Source organism: Anaerosporobacter mobilis DSM 15930, from assembly GCF_900142955.1.
Taxonomy (GTDB): Bacteria; Bacillota; Clostridia; order Lachnospirales; family Lachnospiraceae; genus Anaerosporobacter; species Anaerosporobacter mobilis.
In genome coordinates, this window is sequence record NZ_FRCP01000006.1 from 94,837 (window position 1) to 114,892 (window position 20,056).

Below are 20,056 nucleotides of genomic sequence, written 5' to 3' on the forward strand. Positions count from 1 at the left end.
AGGCAAAATTCCCCATACATCCCTACCGTCCGTATGATGAAATTTCTATAGGGAAGTATCCCTAACCCTCTTTGATTTTCCTTCTGCTTTTTCTCTGCCAGTCCTTGACCATTTTCCGCAGATTTGCTACAATAACACATGGATAATTCTATCCAAAAACAACTGAACAGACACGAAACCAGACTGTTGTAAACCGAACATTTTACAGCAGTTTTTTTGTACCCAAAATCAGGAAAGGAAGTATCAGAAATGGCAAACAGGACACGCACCAACCGGAACGAATTTCACTTAGACGATAAAGAGCAGTTTATTCTTGATGAGAAGTTTAAGCTGTCCGGCATGAAAAGCAAATCAGCTTTCCTCCGGAAGCTCATCCTCTACGGATATGTCTATGATGTTGATTACAGTTTCCTCCGGGAGTACAACACAGAGCTTGGACGGATCAGCTCCAGCCTGAACCAGATTGCAAAAAGAATTAACAGTACAAACCATGTCTATCAGGAAGATATGGACGAAGTAAAGGAGTTGATGAAACAGGTATGGCATACACAAAAATCCATGCTATCACAGCAACCGTTGATAAAGCGGTAGCCTACATCTGTAACCCGGATAAGACTGATGAAAGCATCTACATCTCCTCTTACGCCTGTGCGCCGGAAACCGCAGCGATTGACTTCAAATATACCTTAGACCACTGCCGGGAAAACAGCCCAAATAAAGCCTATCATCTGATACAGGCTTTCGCTCCCGGAGAGGTCAGTTTTGAGGAAGCGCACCGGATAGGGAAAGAGCTTGCCGACAAAGTTTTAGAGGGAAAATATTCTTACGTTGTCACCACACATATTGATAAAGGTCACGTCCATAACCACATCATTTTTTGTGCTGCCGACAACTTTGAACATAACAAATATCACGACTGCAAACAGACCTATTACCGCATCCGGAAATTGAGTGATGAGCTGTGCAACGAGCATAACCTTTCCGTCATTATCCCCGGCGGGGAGCGTGGCAAAAAATATAACGAATGGCAGTCAGAGAAAAGCGGTGCGGCATGGAAAACGCAGATAAGAAAGGACATCAATGCTGCCATAAAATCATCTTCCACCTATGAGGAATTTCTGCTCCTGATGCGGGCAAAAGGCTATGAGATAAAAGGGGAAAGTTTTGGGGAAGATGCGCCAAAATATATCTCATTCCGCCCGCTTGGAAAAGACCGTTTTGTGCGTGGCAGCGTAAAGTCACTCGGCAGGGAATACACAAAAGAACGCATCAAAGAACGGATTGAATTGAAACGGGAGAGGAAAGCTGTTATCCCGAAAAAAGATTACGCAAACAAAAGGCTAGTTGACACCTCTGATGAAAAATTCCAGAACAGTCCGGGACTGAAAAGGTGGGCAGCGATTGAAAATTTAAAGATTGCTGCACAGACTTACAATGAAGCCGGTTCTATAAAAGAACTGGAACAGAAAATCGCCACCACAGCCGCCACCGGGAAGGAAGCAAAACAGACTGTCCGTAAGTTAGAAAACCGCATCAAAGACCTTGCAGAGATTATCAAGTATGCAGAACAGTATAAAGCAAATAAATCCTATAACATCGCCTACAAAAAAGCTAAGAACCCCGACGCATATTTCCGTAAGCATGAGAGCCAGATCATTCTCTATGGCGGCGCAAGGCGTATGCTGGAGCAGGCGGGCATCAGTCTAAAAGGCTTGAACATTGACAAGCTGAAAGCTGAATATCAGGAGCTGACCACACAGAAGAAAGAACTGACTGCCACCTACAAAAACTGTGATAAGGAACTGAAATCGCTGAACCGGAAGCTGGAAAATCTCAACCAGTATTTAGGGCGCTCAGAGCCGCAGAAAGACACACCAAAAGAGCCAGACAGGAATAACACCCCTGCCCGGTAAAAAGGGCGGAGAATCGCCTGTTAAGAGCCAAAAAAGCACCGTGGAAATGTGCATAACTCCCCATTCCGTCATGGACAACACCGTTCACAGGACATGGAAAAGCAAAGTGCAGCTTTCCCACATCCTGCAAACAATGTTGCCCACAACTCCATGAGAAGGGGAGTTATACACATTACCACAGTGCCGACGCCTGCTGAATCCCACTCTTTCCTTCCTGCCTTTTTATATGATTCGTAAAAATCTCTTGCAGGCAAGTCTCTTTTTCTGTAATATAGTCAACAAATCCGCAAAAAAATAGGAGTGCCGAAGCACCCCCACTTCCTAAACCCTCTTGCAAAATCCGCAGTGTTGGTTTATAATCATCATAGAAGCCGAAGGATTCTAGCACGTCCGACGGTTGTACAATCGGAAACGAGTAATCAATTTTAGAAAAACAAACGGATCACCGGCTATCCCCTATTCGCAGTAGAGGATAGCCTTTTCCGTTACTTGCGGTTGTGTTTATTGTCTATGTATGTCAAGGCTGCAAAAATCACCAGCACCAACGTAAGCACTTCTAACGTATTCATACCGACCTCCTTTCCGTTTCCAGAAAGGACAACCGCAGACTATCCCTACCTGCTCTAATCTGACTAAAAAGAATTATAGCACTTCCTGTCGGATAATGCTATAAAAGTTTCACGATAAATTATTCTGCCGCTTCCAGTCCAATCTCCGCAAATTCCTCATCGCTCATAGTTTCCAGTTTCCCTAAGACCTGCCCGGCAAGCTCCACCATTTCGCTGTCCTGTATGTGGGGAATCACATTCTTTATGTCGGCAATCATGCCCCTTCTGTCCTGCCCCTCAAACACACACATCAGATTGACTTCTTCCACTGTAAATTTATCCATAGCTCATATCTCCCTCTCTGATTTTTTCTCCGTCCCCTTTTCCGGAGCTTCTTTTCCTGACTTATCCCTCTGCTCGATGACTGCCTTTTTCTCCGCCAGTTTTTCCTTTATGGAAACCCTGCCCGCCTTGTGTTCTTTTTCCTCTTTTGGCTTCTCATTGTTCAGGACGTTATCAATCATGTTATAGTTACATTCTTCCAGTTCCTCAATCTTCGCAAGCGGCTTATACTCTGCCAGTTTGTCTAAAAGCTCCTTTGCCTTCCTTGCAGTCTGTACACCCTCACTATCATCAAGCTCCGTCCCTTTCCCGAATAGATCCGTTATGCCCTCCCTCATGCTGTCTGAAATCATGGCATTGAGGAAATCATTCAGATACTCCGTATTCCCGTTCCTGATGTCCTCTGCGATATTCGCTACCTGTGCTTCCCTGTCCTTCACCGTATCATTGTACTGATAAGTGTCATAGTCATAGGAAAGCTGGTCTATTTCTGCGGCAAGGAAAGCCGCCTGCCACTTTTCCAGTGAGCCAAGCACTTCAATATCCGGCAGCTTGTCGATCAGCTCCGCAATTACCGCTACCGCTTTGGGATTGTCTGTAATGTCCGGCACATAATCTAAAATCTCCAGATCGGCAGTCCTGCCCGACACAATATCCATCTGTGTGTCCTCATACGCTTCCGTTCCTTCCGTATGAATGTTGATGCCGATGCTCCGGATACCATTCATCCTCTCCGGCGGTATCTGGTTGAAAATTTCGATTGCTTCCTCCACGCTTGCTATATCCTCATGGTATTCTCCGAGGTTATGGAACTCCCCACACTCTGCCACTGTAAGGGTAATGGCTGTCTGCTTTTCTTCCTGTGCCTGTTCTGTATTCCTCTCCTGCAGGGCAGCACGTCTTTCCGCAAGGTACGATTCTACCCCCGGAAGATACTGCCCAAGCGTCCCGGTCTTTCCTTCTGTGATAGGGTTGATGTCAACTTTCACGCCGCCAATGCTTAACCCGTCCTCATTAAATGTGTTAAACAGGAAATCCTCCGTTTCCCCGCCCCGGTATTCCACAACCACATCAAAGTCAGAATTGTCCTGTTCCAGACCTCTGCACCTGCTCCCGGACACCGCCACATCCACAAGCTCTATGTCCATATCATACTCGTCAATCTTGGACTGCAAATAGGCGTATATGGTAAGTTCTATATCCTCCTGTGTCTGCCCATTGATGCCATTCCATAATTCCTCTGTCCGGGCTTTAAAATCAGCTACAACCTTGCTTTCCGCCGCTTCCGGCACTTCATTTCTGATACGTTCCTCCAGATGCGCCATTTCCGCCTGCTCTGCCTTTTCCATCAATCCGTCATAATCAATCGGTATCAGCTCATCATCCGCCTGTATGTTGCCTTCCAAAGCGCTCCGGTGCGCCGGCTCTTTCAAATCCGCCACAATCTCATCAAGTGCCTGTCTGATTGTTATATCCGGATTGTCATACACCCCACCGTCCAATTTCCAGTAACTCATATCGTAAATTGTGTAATCATACCCTTCACTGGCTTCCTGAATACTGATATAGCGGTCTGCCAACTGGAAAGCAAGCTCTGTTTCTTCCCTGCCACTGGCATCTATGTACGGATTCTTCCATTCCGCAAAAGGAATATTTTCAAGGATATGGTTTTGCTCCCCCTCCGGCATCAGATTTCCCATTTTCCCCTGTTCATAGAGAATATCAAACCTGTCCATATACATTGAAACATCATCTATGCCGCTGGTCTTTAGCTGAAACTCAAACAATTCTTTTACTAAATCTTTTGTTTCCTCCGGCGTCCTCTCCCGGTAAACCTCCGCCCGGTCAAAACCGACCGCCTGATATAAAGTCTGCAAATCACTCTTGAACCGGCTGTTTTCCACTTCATTCTGCGTAAATTCAAGCGGCACACAGTTTTGGTTGTTTTTCACATGGAGAACATCAAATTCCTTTCCATTGATACCAAATCCAAATACTGCCTTTGTCATGCCTGTCTGGTCAGAATCTTCCCTCTCCCGGCACTCCTTAAACTTTGTGATTGCTTCCGCAAGACTGTCAAATCGCTCTACCTCACCTTTTTCCGGATTACTGCCTACCCTTGCGGATAAATCCTCAATGACATAGTAGGTAAATTTATCTGCATCCTCTTCTTTCTGTATGCCGCTTTCTGCGGTATTTTCCATCACTTCTGCCGCATCCCCTATATCCGAATTTTTTTCTTCTCTGGTTTCCGAAAATACCGAAAGTTCCTTCGTAAACTCCGGTATCTCCCTGTAACCAACGGAATCCACATAATGGCTTGTGTTCTCCCCATCCTGATGCAGCACCACCACATCACTGACAGAAAGGGAATGCCCGGTAAAATCCGCCGGACGGTCTATATTGAACCGGGTATAAATATCTTCAAGGCTCATGCCTTCCTTCAGCTCCCCGGTGTAGACCAGAGTGTAATTCTCTTTAGAAACCGGGATACCCTTCATTTCAAGATAATCCATTGCCATAAACCGTATATCCCTTGTTTCCTCCGTATCTTTAAGCTGATAGATACCAAACCTGCTCTCATTTCCATACAGAAGCCGCATTTCCGGGCTTGGCGCATCTTCCTCTAATCCCTGTTCCAGATAAGCACTCCAATCGTCCTGTTCCACGCCAAACAGACCGTCATGCCCCTGCACTGCGCCCCAATCCTCAGCAAGCGTTTCCGAACCGTCTGAATGGAGCAGATATACCTCCATGCCTTCCTCAAATAGTTCTGATGCCCGCTCTTTCGTCAGCGGCAGCATTTCATTCCAAAGATAGCCATACTCGTGCATCTCCGATAAACCTACCATGCCATCCGGAAGGGCATCTATCTCCGCCTGTGCTACTTCCTTTGTTTCCAAAAGCAGTGGTAAATCGTCTTTCTGTTCCGCAAGGGAATATGCAAGGGAAGTAGTTTTCCCCATATCGTCCAGTTTAAAGGCATGGTTCATAATCAGGTTGCGCTCGTCAATACTATATACAGACCTGTGGAACTCCATGAGGTTAATGAGCTGCTCTGCCTGCTGCATGATCGGAAGCTCCGAAGCGGCATGAATCTCCTTTTTGCCCATATCCACCTCAAAATCATAAAACTGCGGATAGCCGTCATTCACCCCGCCGCTTTTCATAATGGTTACACATTCAAAGCCTTTTTCTTTCAGATAGTCCGTAACACTCCCGCCCCACTCATTTCCTTCGCCGGGCAGCATATCATATAAGGCATTTTCCACTTCCGACTGCATATTTGTGATTTTAATGGTTTCATACTCCCCGTTTTCGGGCATGGCTATCCGGACAACAACATCGGCATATTCAATCGGCTTGTTGGCTCTCTCCCGTTCCTCCTGCAATGCCTTAAAATCGGTTATCTCATAAGTATCCGTATTGTAAGCGTAATCTAAATGGTATTCCTCTACTTCTTCGCTCCGCTCATTCCCAAGCAGCGTTACCCACGCCCCGGCTCTTTCAAGGTAGGCTTCCACACTCTGCCTGTCATCATCTTTCATATCAAGCAAAGAATTAAAAAGCTCTGTCCGTTCCATGCCCCTAACGCCCAAAAGGTCATATTCTGAACGGTCTGTATTCGCCACAAGCAGAATGATGTCCTCCTGTGCCTGTTCTGCAGCACGTTCTTTATCAATCTCCAAAAGCTGTGCTTCAATCCCCTTTATCAGTTCCGAAGAAGTCCGGCGTATCGTATCAAGGGAAGATTTTAACTCCGGCATTTCCTTTCCGCTGCTCCACCCGGCGATATACCCAAAAGAATAGTCGGACGTATCAATCCCGAAGTGCTGGCAGACGGTGTAGGCGATGCTCTCCGCTTCCACTTCCTTTGTTTCCCTGTCTTTGGCAATCCCTGTTTCCTGTTCAACCTCCTTTGCATGGAGTTTTGCGTGTGCTACCTCATGCACTCCGGTTTTTGCAGTCTGCGCTTCTCCCATGCCTTCCTTGATAGCGATAGGGTGGTTTAAGTCAATAAAATAGCCTTTCCTGTCACCCTCCATGCCCTCATAGCGGATTGGTACAGGGGAAACCCTTGCAAGTGCTTCCATAAAATCCCGGTAACGCTCTACATCCCCATGCAGCTCGCTCACGCCGAGTCCGGGAAGCTCTTTCCCGTCCGTCTGCGAATAATCAAACACTGTGACAACCCGGAAAGCGGGTATCTTTATCTCCACTTCCTCCACAACAGGCATCCCGTCCCGGTCAAGCACAGGCTCATTCGTGACCGGATCAATCTTTTCCTGTTCCTCTTTGATTTTATAAGGCGAAGGCGCAAGGATACGGATACCCCTCTCGCCCCTGTTCACATGGCGCTCAAAATTCTTCTGCCATGCCTTATACCCGGCAACGTAGGTTGCGTCAGGGCATTGCATCTCTATGAGCTGGATATTGTTTGCGCTGTAATTATGGAATTTTGACATGGTATTCAGGTAGCTTTTGTATTTTTCTCCCTCAAATAATTCCTTTAAGCCTTCCTCCAGCCTGTCCGTTATCTCCTTTACTTTCTGTTTTTCAGTTCTCGCATCTGCCATCTGGTTATTTCTCCTTTTCCTCCATAAAAAACAGGGACAGATAAGTTTCCCTCTCTGCCCCCGTTCCGGATATTTTTATTTGCAGCTATCTTTATAAACATTCCTCTTTGCTTTTTGGCTTTGCCTTATCCTGCTCCGGCACTTTCTTCTGCCCTGCCTTTTCCTTCATCTGCGACAGTTTATCCTTTACGGACACCCGCCCTCCTTTCTCCGCTTCCTTCCCGGCATCCAGACTAGAAGAAAGCCGATCCAGCTTATCAAATGCCTTATCTATCCCGTCAATCTTTTTCCGAAGGTTCTCCACCGCCTTTTTTACAGGCTTATTGATTACCCTTGTCATGCCGACACCCGGCTTTTCATCCGATACCTCTTTCGTGCCTTTCCCGGCTAACAGCCTGCCCACATTGGAAACGCTGTTCCCGATCTGCTTCAGTTCGTCCCCGATGCTGTCAATCTGGTTGGCTGTCTTTTCACAGTCTGTCATCACATCAACCAGACGTTCCCGGTAATCGGAAAGCATGGATTTCACGCCGGAAATTCCTGTCTGGAGAACCTTGCACATCTCCGCTTTCCCTTTTTCCTTAAAGGCACTGACCGCCTGTTGCGCTGTTTCCACCAAACTGTTTCTTACCGATGACAGACATTCCGAAAGGCTTGTGATTTTTTCCTGAAGGTGCGCCACTTTATCCATGAGCTTCTCCGTCACAGATTTTGGCTGGTTTTCCTGCATCTGCGAAAGCTGCTCCCTGACACCCTGTAATTCATCCACCATTGCGGTAAGCTGCATCTGCATACCCGCCACATACCAGAAAATCCCCATAAAATCCTGTGACCGCCCGTCCATATCCTGCTGGTTAAGCAGTTCTATAAGCTGCTTTAATACTTCATTTTCTTCCATGATCTGTTTTGTGTTCTGTTCTGCTGTTTCCATTTTCGTCCTCCTTATAAACTTTCTTCTTTTCCTTTTCCCTTTGAAATCTCCGGCTTTTCCGGCATTTTCTGTCCATAAGCCTTCTGCCGCATCTCGGCAAGTTTTTCTTTTATGGAAATGCGCCCTCTCGGACTGTCTGATAGCATCCGCTCTTTCCCATGCTCCGCTACTTTTTCCGATACTGCCCGGTTAATCTGCGGCTTAAAAGGCACATCCGCCACAGCTTCTGCTTCACGCTCTATTTCCTCTGTATCCATTTCCTCCTGTTCCCCGTCATTCTCCGGCTCATCGTCCATATCAATCCCATCGCCGCCCTTTTCGTCCATGTTCAACAAAGCATTTAATTCTGTCAGACGTTCCAGTTTCTCCGCAAGCTCCGCTTCCTGTGGGAATGGCTTTGTAACCTCCACTTTTGCGGTTTCAAGCTGATGCTCCACGTTTTCCAGTTTCTGCGCCACTTCTTCCATTCTTTTATTCATGCCTTCTAAGGCATTGCTTAACCTCTGTAAATTTCCCAACGGATCAGTGCCGATTTCCACCTCATGGCTGATACTGCCTTTCAAATTGACCGTAAACTTGGAAAAGAACGAATCATAGGAAACACTCATTTTAAATCCCTGATATTCCCCGATTGTGACTGCCATATTTGGCTGTTTTGCACTCCGGCACATATCAATCAGTGCTGCCCCGGCTTCTTTTTTATCCGTATATACCCGGTTCCCGATTTTTATGGAAAAGGTATCTTTATCCGGGAACTTATTCTGCGCATAGGTCTGAATGTCGGCACGATACCCCGCAAGGCGTTCTTTCATGGACGCAATCTGTACCGGGTAATGCTTCACGATATTGTCCTCCAAACGGTATTTCTGGCTGGTATGGTTCGCTTTTAACAGCTTTAGCTTTGACACCTGAATATCTAAATCCATCTTTTCCTTAATATAGGGATTACCGGTTGCCAAAGCCTTTACTTCCGCATAAGTGAGCGCTGCTTCGTCTATATCCTCACAGCTCCGTACCGGGGATTTGCTCGTCATAATCTGCCCGATGAATTTCTGCTTATTTTCAATGAGCTGCCAACTGTACGAATCGAATGTGCCTTCCGTCACATACCGGAAAATCTTTACCTTGTCATTCATATTGCCCTGTCTTAAAATCCTGCCTTCCTGCTGTTCAATGTCGGAAGGACGCCAAGGCACATCAAGGTGGTGCAAAGCGATAAGCCGATCCTGCACGTTCGTCCCTGCTCCCATTTTTGCGGTTGAGCCTAATAAAAAACGAACCTGCCCGCTCCTTACTTTTGCGAACAGCTCCGCTTTCCTTGTTTCCGTATTGGCATCATGGATAAATGCTATTTCATTCTCCGGCACTCCCTTCGCCATGAGCTTATCCCTGATGTCCTCATAAACATTAAATGTACCATCTCCCTTCGGCGTAGATAAATCGCAGAAGATAAGCTGCGCCGACTTCTGCTCTTTGGTCTGCTCCCATATCTCAAATGCTTTCTCCACACAGGTTGTGGCTTTGGAATTTTCTTCATCCGGAAGCATATCATTTATCAGTCTTTGGTCTAACGCCAGCTTTCTCCCGTCGTTGGTTATCTTGAGCATATTGTCGATGTTCGGCTGCACTTTCCTGTCCCTGACCGCTTCTGCCCTGTCTGCAAGGGAATGTACCATGTCCTGCTGGTATTCGCTCGGCTTTAACACAATATTTTCATAATCCGCTTCCGGCACAGGAAGTTTCAGCATATCCGGTGTCTGAATGTCGGCGCTCTCTTTAAATAATGCAATCAGTTCCGGCAGGTTGAAAAACTTAGCGAACCTTGTTTTCGCCCGGTAGCCTGTACCTTCCGGAGCAAGCTCTATGGCGGTCTGCGTTTCCCCGAACGATGCCGCCCAACTGTCAAAATGCCCCAATCCAAGACGCTGTAAGGTGTTATACTGGAGATAGCGCATATTGGTATATAATTCCGTCATGCTGTTGCTGATCGGCGTACCTGTTGCGAATGTGATGCCCTTCCCTCCGGTCAGTTCGTCCATGTACTGGCACTTTGCAAACATATCCGAAGATTTCTGTGCCTCTGTCTGTGCGATGCCCGCCACATTCCGCATCTTTGTATATAAAAAGAGGTTCTTATAATTATGGCTTTCATCTACAAACAGCTTATCTACGCCCAACTGTTCAAAGGTCACTACATTATCTTTCCGGCTTGCATCATTTAAGCGGCTCAACCTTGTGTTCAGCGATTTTTTTGTTTTCTCCATCTGCTTAATGGAGTAACGCTCCCCATTCTCCGCTTTCAGGGCTTCGATTGCCATTTCAATCTCTGCTATCTGCCTTTCAATCATCGCCATCTGTCTTTCAGTGGAAAGCGGAATTTTCTCGAATTGACTATGACCGATAATCACAGCATCATAATCCCCTGTTGCGATTCTGGAACAGAACTTTTTCCGGTTGGCGGGTTCAAAATCCTTTTTTGTAGCCGCTAAAATATTCGCCCCCGGATACAGACGCAGGAAATCGCTTGCCCACTGCTCTGTCAAATGGTTCGGCACAACAAATAAGCTCTTTTGGCACAGCCCCAGCCGCTTGCTCTCCATTGCTGCAGCAATCATTTCAAAGGTCTTTCCTGCCCCTACACAGTGGGCAAGCAGCGTATTATCCCCGTATAGCTGATGCGCCACAGCGTTAAGCTGGTGCGGTCTTAGTATGATGTCCGGTGTCATGCCGGGGAATTTTAAGTGTGAACCGTCATATTCCCTCGGTCTTGTGGAATTAAAAAGCTCGTTATACTTTGCACATAAGTCCTGCCTGCGCTCCGGATCACGAAATACCCAATCCTTAAAGGCTTCCCGTATGGCTTCCTGCTTCTGGCTTGCAAGCATGGTTTCCTTTTTATTGAGGACTCTCTTTTCCTTCCCGTCCTCCGTCACCACATCAAAGATGCGGGTATCACGAAGGTTCAGGGAATCTTCCAAAATCCTGTAAGCATTTGCCCGGCTTGTGCCATAGGTCATGTTGACAAGCGCATTTCCCCTGTCCGCATTTTTCCCCTTCACGTTCCACTGCCCGGTCACATTGGAATACTGTACGCCCATCGCCTTACGGTCAAACAGGTACTCCGGCGTTTCAAAGGTTTCACGCATGAAATCCTCAATATATTTCGTGGAAATCCATGTTGCGCCGATCCGCACCTCAATCTCCGATGCGTCAAGCTCCTTCGGCTGTACGCCCTCCAATGAAGTTACGTTAATGGCATATTCCGGGTGGTTCTCCGCAAAGGTTCTTGCCACTGACAGCTTCTCCCGCACATTCCCGCTTAAATACTCGTCTGCAGTTTCCCATTCTTCTGTCACCGGGTTCTGGAAGATTACCCCCGCAAGCTCCTTTGTAATTTCTTCCCCGCTTTTACCCGCAAGCTGTGACATATACGCTAAGTCCACGCCTGCCTTTTCACTCAGCGATACCGCCAGTGCTTCACTGGCTGTGTCCACGCTTGTCACAACCTCCTGCTTTTTAATGGTTCGCTTCGTGAACATATCCGCCTTGCCGATGAAGTTCCCCTCATCGTCCAGCCTTTCAAGGGAACATAACAGGCAGTAACTGGAATCCTGATTGAACGCCCTTTTATTGGTCTGTGAACTGATAAGACCGAATTTCTTGGAGAAATCATCGTATAACTGGTTTAACTCCGTCTGCTTGTTTTGAATCATATCCTCCGGGTATTCTTCCAACTGAAAATTTATCAGCTCCTGTGTGCAGTCCCGGATTGCCACCATGCCCTTAATCCTTTGCTCTGCCTTTTCCGACACGTCCACAGGCTTCATAATGGAATTTTCCCGGTAATATACGGTATCGTCCACCACCGTATAGCTGTAATTCTTCACATCCGGATCGGCGGGTATGTTTTCCTTTGCCAGTTCATCGTCAATCTCGTTAAAATCCGCCTGCTCGATGCTGCCCTCCACATGGGAAAGCGCATTTTTAAGCTGTGCCGACAAGGGAAGTGAAGTGTCCGGCAGGCAGGCGCTTTCCATGCCATGTGCCCCGGAAACCATCTCCATTTTTCCCAATACCATCTCCGGGTGGTCTGCAAAATACTGGTTCATCACAATACCGTCTTTTTCCGTCAGATGCACCCAATCCGGCTCTATATCCATTACCCGGTCACGCTTCTTTAAAAACAGAATATCCGAAGTGACCTCCGTACCCGCATTTTCCTTAAACGCTGTGTTCGGAAGCCTGACCGCCCCTAACAGCTCCGCCCGCTGTGCAAGGTATTTCCGCACTTCCGGATTTTTCTTATCCATTGTCCCCTTTGAAGTGACAAAAGCGACAATGCCGCCCGGTCTGACCTTATCCAGTGTCTTTGCAAAAAAATAGTCATGGATAAGGAAATTGTGCTTGTCATACTGCCTGTCAGACACTTTATACTGTCCGAAAGGCACATTTCCCACCGCAACATCAAAAAAGTCATTGGGATAACTGGTATTCTCAAATCCTGTTATCTTAATATCCGCATGAGGGTAAAGCTGTTTTGCAATCCGCCCGGTCAACCCGTCAAGCTCCGCCCCGTACAGCCTGCTTTCCTTCATTCCCTCCGGCAGACAGCCATAGAAATTCCCTATCCCTGCGGCGGGATCTAACACGTTCCCTCTGGTAAATCCCATTTTCCCCACTGCGTCATAGATTGCCTGAATGATGACCGGACTTGTATAATGGGCATTTAACGTGCTTTCCCTTGCGGAAGCGTATTCCTCCGGGGATAACAGGCTCTTTAATTCCTGATATTCATTCGCCCAATTCGCTTTGGAAGAATCAAAAGCATCGGCAAGACCTCCCCACCCTACATATTTTGCTAAAATCTCCTGTTCCTCTGGTGTAGCGGTACGGTGTTCGCCTTCAATCTTTTCAAGGGTGCGTATGGCTTCTATATTCTGGCGGAACTTCTCTTTCGGCGCAAATCCTTTCCCGGTGTTTTCGGCTTCATTAAAAGAAATATGATAATTTACTGCTCCCGACTTATCAATCTCCGGCTCTTTTTCTGATGCTTTTCCCGGCTCTGTGTCGTTTTCCCCCGTCAGCGCTTCCACGTCACCCATGACCTGCCTGATAAACGGATCGTTCTCTAAGGCGTTTTCATCTACAAGCTGCCCGTCCACAATGCCTGCTTTTTCCAAACGCTCCCGGACTGCCTGTGCGTCAATATCGGGAAAATCATCTTCCGTATTAGAAATATCTTCTTTCGGAATACTCCCCGTTTCTGGCTGTCCTGCCTTTTCTGTATCAGTTTCTGGTATTGGCTCTATATTCTCCGTTTCTTCCCGTTCCGGTTCTTCAGATAAATCTTCCGGCTCTGCCTTTGAAACTTCCTCCGCAGCTTTTTCTTCCCTCTGCTTTTTTGGCTCATTCTCATAACGTGCCGCATATTTCTGTGCTTCCTTCAGCAGAGCATCCATCTCCACCGCTTTTTCTGTATTGCCGCTTAATGACTGCATCAGGACATAATCGGCGGCTTCTAAAAATAAAGTATCATAAACCGCTTTGCCCTCTAACCGCCTGTCAGCGTCCTCAATGGCAACCTCCCCGGTATCCTCATTCCAGCCGACCACATCTCTCATGGACAGCGCACCGCAGATTTTTACCACAGCAGACATCTCCGCAAGCCTTTCAGCCAGTGCCTTCTCACTGTCACTAATTTTGTTTTCCGGTTCAGGATTTTGTGCTTTTTCTCTGGAAGTTTCTGCTTCCCGTTCCGGTACAGCCGCCTTCTCCGGCTCCCTGTCACGTTCTATGTACCTTCTTGCCTGATTGGTAAAACCGTCCAGCACAGCCGGGTGGGAAGTGACGATATAATCCCTTGTCTGCCAGTCAGCGGAAGGCACAAGGCTTTTTGCCCACTCCTTATTGTTCGGGGAAAACCTCCCGTCATGGGATAAATGCGTGATTGTATTGGCAAGGACAATCTCTACACGCTCCTTCCCGTACTGCCTGATAATGCCCTCGGCGGTATCCCTCGGAAGTGTATAACCATCAAATTTTTCTGCAATCGCCTGTTCTATGGCATTTTTGCACTCTACCCGGATACCATGCTCCAGCTTTTCCTGCTCCCGGCGCATGGCTTCCTCCGCCTGCTCTTTTTTATACTGTGCATAGGCTTCTTTGCCCTTTGGCGAAAGATATTTATCCGCTTTAACAAGCTCGCTGATACGCTTCTCCACCACATTCCACTTCAAAAGGACTTTTGCGTATGGGTTTCCATAACTGCCCTTTTCCAGACGGATACCCTTTGCGTCATGGTCTTCATGCCCTTTGTCGCTCCCGATCAGTGCGTGGGAACTGCCGCCTGTTCCATATTCATTTTTAAGGAAAGCAATATTATCTTTTTTATCATGCCCCTCCATGAAATACTCATAAATGCGGAACTGCCCATGATGAAAGTTACTGCCGCCTGTCAGCCGGGTGTCTATCTCGTCCTGTGTGATAAAATCCTCATTCCGCACCTCCACACTGTCCTGTGCCGGATATTCTCTTTTTTCCACACTTAAATCTGCTATCTCTGAAAGCAGATGCCCCGGACTTTTCACATACCGCCACTTTATCTGCTTTTCCCCGGCTTCAAGCTGTTCTTTCGCTTTGGAAAGCTCCCCGGAAACAATATCCCGCCCTTCCTGCGTGGATAAAAGCTCACAAAGGTTTGTGATGCTTTCCGGGTGGTTATAATTCTTTATGGGTATGTTTTCCGGCACTTCCCCGATACCGTCCCGGAAGAAATTGAACAGGTCATTTGACACCCTCTGCCGCTCCACTGCGTCCACAAGGAACACTTCATTAGCGCCCATATAAGTGCCATTCTCCACCATAGACCGGACAATGCCCTCCACTTCCTGCCAGCCCATCACCGCAACCGGATTTTCCTTTGCAGACATCCCGTAGCCGATACTCATACCGGATTCACTGAACCAGACAGAAATAGGATTGTTCCCAAAGTCAAAGCCTTTCCCGGTAGTCCGGTATTCGTTTTTCAGAAACTCCGCCATTTCCTCCGGCGTCTTGCCCTGCTGGTACTTTGCATAAATGCGGCTTCTGCTGTTATCCCGTCCGCCGCCTGTACGCAGAATGGCTTCAAGCTGTTCTTTGGGCAAAGAAAAAGCGGCGGGCATGATGTATTTCTCTCCTGCCTGCGCCGCTTCAATCGTGCCGATCTGTTCCTCGATACTTGGGAAAAGGCTAAGCTGTTGGTAAACTTCCGTTTCCTTTGGCTCTGGTTCTTCCCACTGCGGTATCTGCCCCTCTTTCAGATATTCGCCTTTCTCCATATAAAAAGCGATGCTGTCCCTCACAGTTTCCCATGACACAGACGATTCCGCTGTCCGGTTCAGGTAGTTCCCTCTCCAGACGGTCAGACCGTTCTCATCCGCCCTGTACCCGGCTCTTACCTCCCCAACATAAAACTCCGTATATTCCCCATGCCTGTAACTGTTTTTGATATATTCCGTCTGCTTTCCCTTATCCGGCTCAAAAAGCATTACCCCGGCAATATCCGGGCATTTATGCTCCATAAATTCGTCAAACTGCAAAATACCCTTTTCAATTTCAAACAAAGAAAAGCCGGATAATGTGTTTTCTCCATTACCCGGCTCTGGCAGCTCCTTATTTTCAGTTATTTCTTCCTCATTTACAGGCTGTATATCAGCTCTTTCAGCACGATTTCCTCCGCTGAGTGCCTGATGTTGTTCATCATCCCCACCCATTTCATCTGATTGGTGGCTTTCAGTTCCTCCGTCACGCCCTCCGCTTTCGCCATCTGCGCTGTCAGCAGTTCCATCCTCTGTTCTGCCTGTTCCTGAATAGCCAGAAGATGCTCTTTCAGCTTCCCTTTCAGCAGAAGTCCGGTGTAGATTCCCTTCTTGTGTTCCTGTAAGTAATTCTTCCTCATCAGCCCGTACTTTGTCAGTGTCCCCTCCGGCTGCTCGTCCATCTGTAACATCGGTATCAGATAATCCCCGTTTTTCTCGTAGGTCAGATTCATCATTATTTCCCCTTTCCCCGGCATTTCCGGTCTGTGTGGTAGGTTGTACGTCCTGCGCTTCACTTTCACGCTTTAAAGCATTATAGCGTGTGTCAACAGTATTTGCAAGTCCTTTTTCAACTAAATTTTTCGATGCTTCATTTCTGGCATACGCCCTGTCATACGCCCCGATTGCCTTCCCGATTTCCATAAGGACAGGCTTGGATAAATCGGATATGCTGTCCCCGATATGCGACAGGGTTTCCACCGTATTAAATTCATGGATATAAGGGAACTGGATTTCCTCTGCCAGCTCCACATCATCCATGCCGCACCGCTTTAAGACCATGTAAGCGATACTGTCCGCCAGCGTTTCCCGGATACGCACAGCAACATTCAGTTCGTCCAGTTCCTCCAGAAAACTTCCCTCTTTCAGATATTCCATATCCGAAGCAAGCTCCCCATAACAATCCTGTGCAATCCGGGCAGCAATCTCCCTGATCCTGTCCGTAAACCCGGCTTCTTTGTTGGTATCCCCGTAAATCCCTTCCAGACGGTCAAGCACCGCTTCCTGATGTTCCTCTCTCATTTCCCATAGCTGGGGGAAACGCCCGATACGCCTTGCCTTATGCACGTCCGATATGTCAAAGACATACCGCAGTCCGGTGTAAGGACTTCCTTCTTCATCAATCAGGGCAATCCCCTTTGCCCCTTTGTTTACCCAACAGTGCATTTTGTCATTCCATATCTCTATGGAAGCGCAGGCTGTGGCATCCGGTCTTTGGGCATAGATAAGGAGCTGGTCTTTGAACGGGTATTTGTAGAGCCTTGATGCTGTGTTCAGATATTTCTTCCAGCTTTCTTCATTCCTCGCCACTTCCTTTGATGTTTCTGCGGAAAGTGCGGAAATCAAGTCATATTTTCTCATGGTAAACCTCCATTTCCTGTTTATTGTTTTTGGGCAATAAAAAAGGTGGCTATGGTTCGTTCATAAGCCATTGCCACCAGTGACGGTAAACTTTATTCAATTTTTGTCTGCTCCTTTCCTAAAATCTTTATATTTATATAAGAAAAGTACCTAAGATTTCTCCTAAGTACTTTTCAATACTGCTACAATTATGCCTTACCACAACATTTTTTATATTTCTTTCCGCTACCACATGGACATGGATCATTCGGATATATTTTCTTTTTCTGCTTTTTCTTTAATGTTTCTATAACCCTATTTTGATAAAGAAAATCTGCATATTTCTCTAATTTATCCTTATCATACCCTTCTTTATCAATGTCTTCAATATATAATTTTTTATAAGTTACATCTTGCAACTCATCTGATTCGTCATATTGAAGAAAAATATACCAGCTTTCATTTTGTCCTACCCTCATCATATTTGCATACATATAATTAAGTCTGTCTTCTTCGCTAAACTCCTTAATCCCATTCTGTTTAACAAAGCATCCATACATAACATCCCCATTACTAAATGCTGGGAACATTCTACCTATCTCTCTCTGTCGTTTTAATAAATAATGAATAGTTTCCACAAGCTGACTTCTAGTTTCAGGTGCATAATCCAACAAGAAATTTACAAAAGATACTCTTCCATACAATTTCTTTTCCTCTACAACAGAAATAATTTTTCTAATCTCATCTGGAACTTCTTGTACCGGTTTATTACTCTCCACTTCTTCACAATGTAAACTTGCAAAATACGCATCTAAATCCTCTCTATAACCATAAGCGGCAAAAGAATCACAATCATCAAATTCATCTGCGTACATTTCATAGTTATTATGAACAATATACATTCCCAAATGATCCAGTTCATCGCTAAGTAATAGAGTTTTTGACCTTGTTGCTGTTTTACGCTGTTTTAGATAATGCAAAAAGTATAACGGTGAATTAAAATATGCTGTGTATACTTCCAAATCATCCACACTAATTGCTATTGTTCCACTGTTCACCTGCAAGAAATTCATCTTCTCAATCTTCGCTTCAAAAGCATTAAAATTATCAACCGTTACACAAAATGTAAATATATTTTGGAACTTATCCCTACTAATAGTTACCTTTTCATTCTTTTTATCATCATAAAATGTCACCTGCTTATTTCTTTCTATATAGTTCAATGTTCTTTCACATTGATAATCTGCCTTCCCAATCAATGCATCAAAAGATTTTTTATGTGCTTTATAATCTGTAATTGCTGGAGTATATGTAAAAGAACCTGCCTTAACTTCCGCAATAATAAGAGTATCATCATATAGTACCAATATATCATTTTCATCCATTTTCTTTAATGAACTGCCTATCGGATAATAATTACCTACATAAGTCTGACATCCCGGTAAAAGCCGTTTAAATTGATCTTCTACTAAAGTTTCACTCGCTTTCTGTTGTATATCTGCCCATTGTGTTGTATATTCATTATCATGTCTTTTCATATCTTTTTGAATAATACGATAGATATTATCAAATAAATTATAATAATCAAAACAATAGCTAGATTCGCCTATTTTTATAAATGGTCTTTTCTGAACAGGCAAATCACGTATAATCCAGCCTGAGAAATCTTTTTCATCTATAAAATCTTTACATTCACCAATATCCCACGATAAACTATTTATTAATGTATCACTCCAACCTGTTACTTTCTTTATATCATACAGCTGTGTTCCAAAACACTTTTCGCATAATTCCAAATTTTGTTGACTATCTCTAATTTCATCTAAAAGTTTTTCAACATCTTCCAAGTTTTTCCCCTCTGATGCTTTTTGAAACTCCAAGAATTCATTAAACATTCCTTTCATAGAATCTAGTTTAGCTGATGAAAGCGAATATTCTAACTTTTCTAATCCCTCTAATAAATCTTGTGCTGATACCCCATATAATTCTCGCATCTTATCTGAATGAGGTAATAGTAAACTCTCCATATTTGTAAGCTGCTGAAACTGGTATCTTTTACCTCGCACATTTCCCATTAGTTGTGCTTCCATAATATACTGTATATCTTTTTCATCTAAATCTGCATCGTCAATCATCGTCTTAGCTGCCCAAAAAATATAGAAAATCTGTGTTTTTATATACAGTTCATCAACTTTTTCTAACACATTTTCAATTAACTCTTCTTGATTATCCTTAAATCCTTCAGAATAATTCTCCTGTGAAACTAAAATACTCTGTATATATTCAACTGTTCTTAATTCAAAATTTTGTTTTCCTTCTATCTGTATCTCAGAAACAGTATTGAATAAATTAACCATTCCACGATCCATAGCTACCATCAATAACGATAAGGGATCACATTTGCTAATATGCTCCCGAATATCCATAACTAATGTATCAATTTCAGCTTTCTTTTCATCATACTGTTGCGCCAATTCTGTATTTCGTTCTAAAATGTCTTGTTCCGTAAAATTATTCTTCAAAGACACTATATTTCCCATTCGTCCCAACTCTAAAAAACCATTACTGTAAAACTCATCAAAAGGTATCTGCTTATTCTTTCTTTTTTTCTTCATAATCTCTCTCCTATATATCTAACAATAGTTTATATGGCACTTACACATCTTTCTAGTTTTGCGCTAATTTTTTGTTTGTATTTAATTATGCCATCCAGCTATCGTTAATTATATCAATCAATCTATATTTCCACAATCATTTTCAAATCACCTTCTTCCTAAATGGCTGCAAAATACAAAATGTGTATCTTGCAGCCTGTTTCCTGTTACTT

General features: G+C 45.1%; 7 protein-coding genes. 2 read left to right on the forward strand and 5 right to left on the reverse strand.

Going from position 1 to position 20,056, the window contains the following annotated elements:
* Positions 1-249 precede the first annotated feature (249 nt).
* Positions 250-591: a plasmid mobilization protein gene (locus BUB90_RS03295; RefSeq protein WP_073282792.1), complete on the forward strand. Its 342-nt coding sequence runs from the start codon at positions 250-252 to the stop codon at positions 589-591.
* The gene (locus BUB90_RS03300; protein WP_073282795.1) at positions 540-1,913 is read left to right on the forward strand and encodes a relaxase/mobilization nuclease domain-containing protein; all 1,374 of its coding nucleotides are present in this window, start codon (positions 540-542) and stop codon (positions 1,911-1,913) included. The genes BUB90_RS03295 and BUB90_RS03300 overlap by 52 nt, the downstream gene beginning before the upstream one ends.
* 688 nt (positions 1,914-2,601) lie before the next feature.
* On the opposite strand, the gene BUB90_RS03305 is transcribed toward BUB90_RS03300, so the two are convergent.
* From BUB90_RS03305 to BUB90_RS23900, 5 genes are all read right to left on the reverse strand, one after another.
* The gene (locus BUB90_RS03305; protein ID WP_073282798.1) at positions 2,602-2,805 is read right to left on the reverse strand and encodes a transposon-transfer assisting family protein; all 204 of its coding nucleotides are present in this window, start codon (positions 2,803-2,805) and stop codon (positions 2,602-2,604) included.
* Between the two features lie 3 nt (positions 2,806-2,808).
* Entirely contained in the window at positions 2,809-7,380 is a 4,572-nt protein-coding gene (locus BUB90_RS03310) for a YodL domain-containing protein (RefSeq protein WP_073282801.1), read from the reverse strand.
* A gap of 91 nt (positions 7,381-7,471) precedes the next feature.
* Positions 7,472-8,311: a DUF6674 family protein gene (locus BUB90_RS03315; RefSeq protein WP_073282804.1), complete on the reverse strand. Its 840-nt coding sequence runs from the start codon at positions 8,309-8,311 to the stop codon at positions 7,472-7,474.
* Positions 8,312-8,322: 11 nt separating this feature from the next.
* A complete protein-coding gene (locus tag BUB90_RS03320) occupies positions 8,323-17,250 on the reverse strand; it encodes a DUF3849 domain-containing protein (RefSeq protein WP_073282807.1) in 8,928 nt (2,975 codons plus the stop codon).
* Between the two features lie 188 nt (positions 17,251-17,438).
* Positions 17,439-19,844: an SEC-C metal-binding domain-containing protein gene (locus BUB90_RS23900; RefSeq protein WP_073282809.1), complete on the reverse strand. Its 2,406-nt coding sequence runs from the start codon at positions 19,842-19,844 to the stop codon at positions 17,439-17,441.
* Positions 19,845-20,056: the final 212 nt, after the last annotated feature.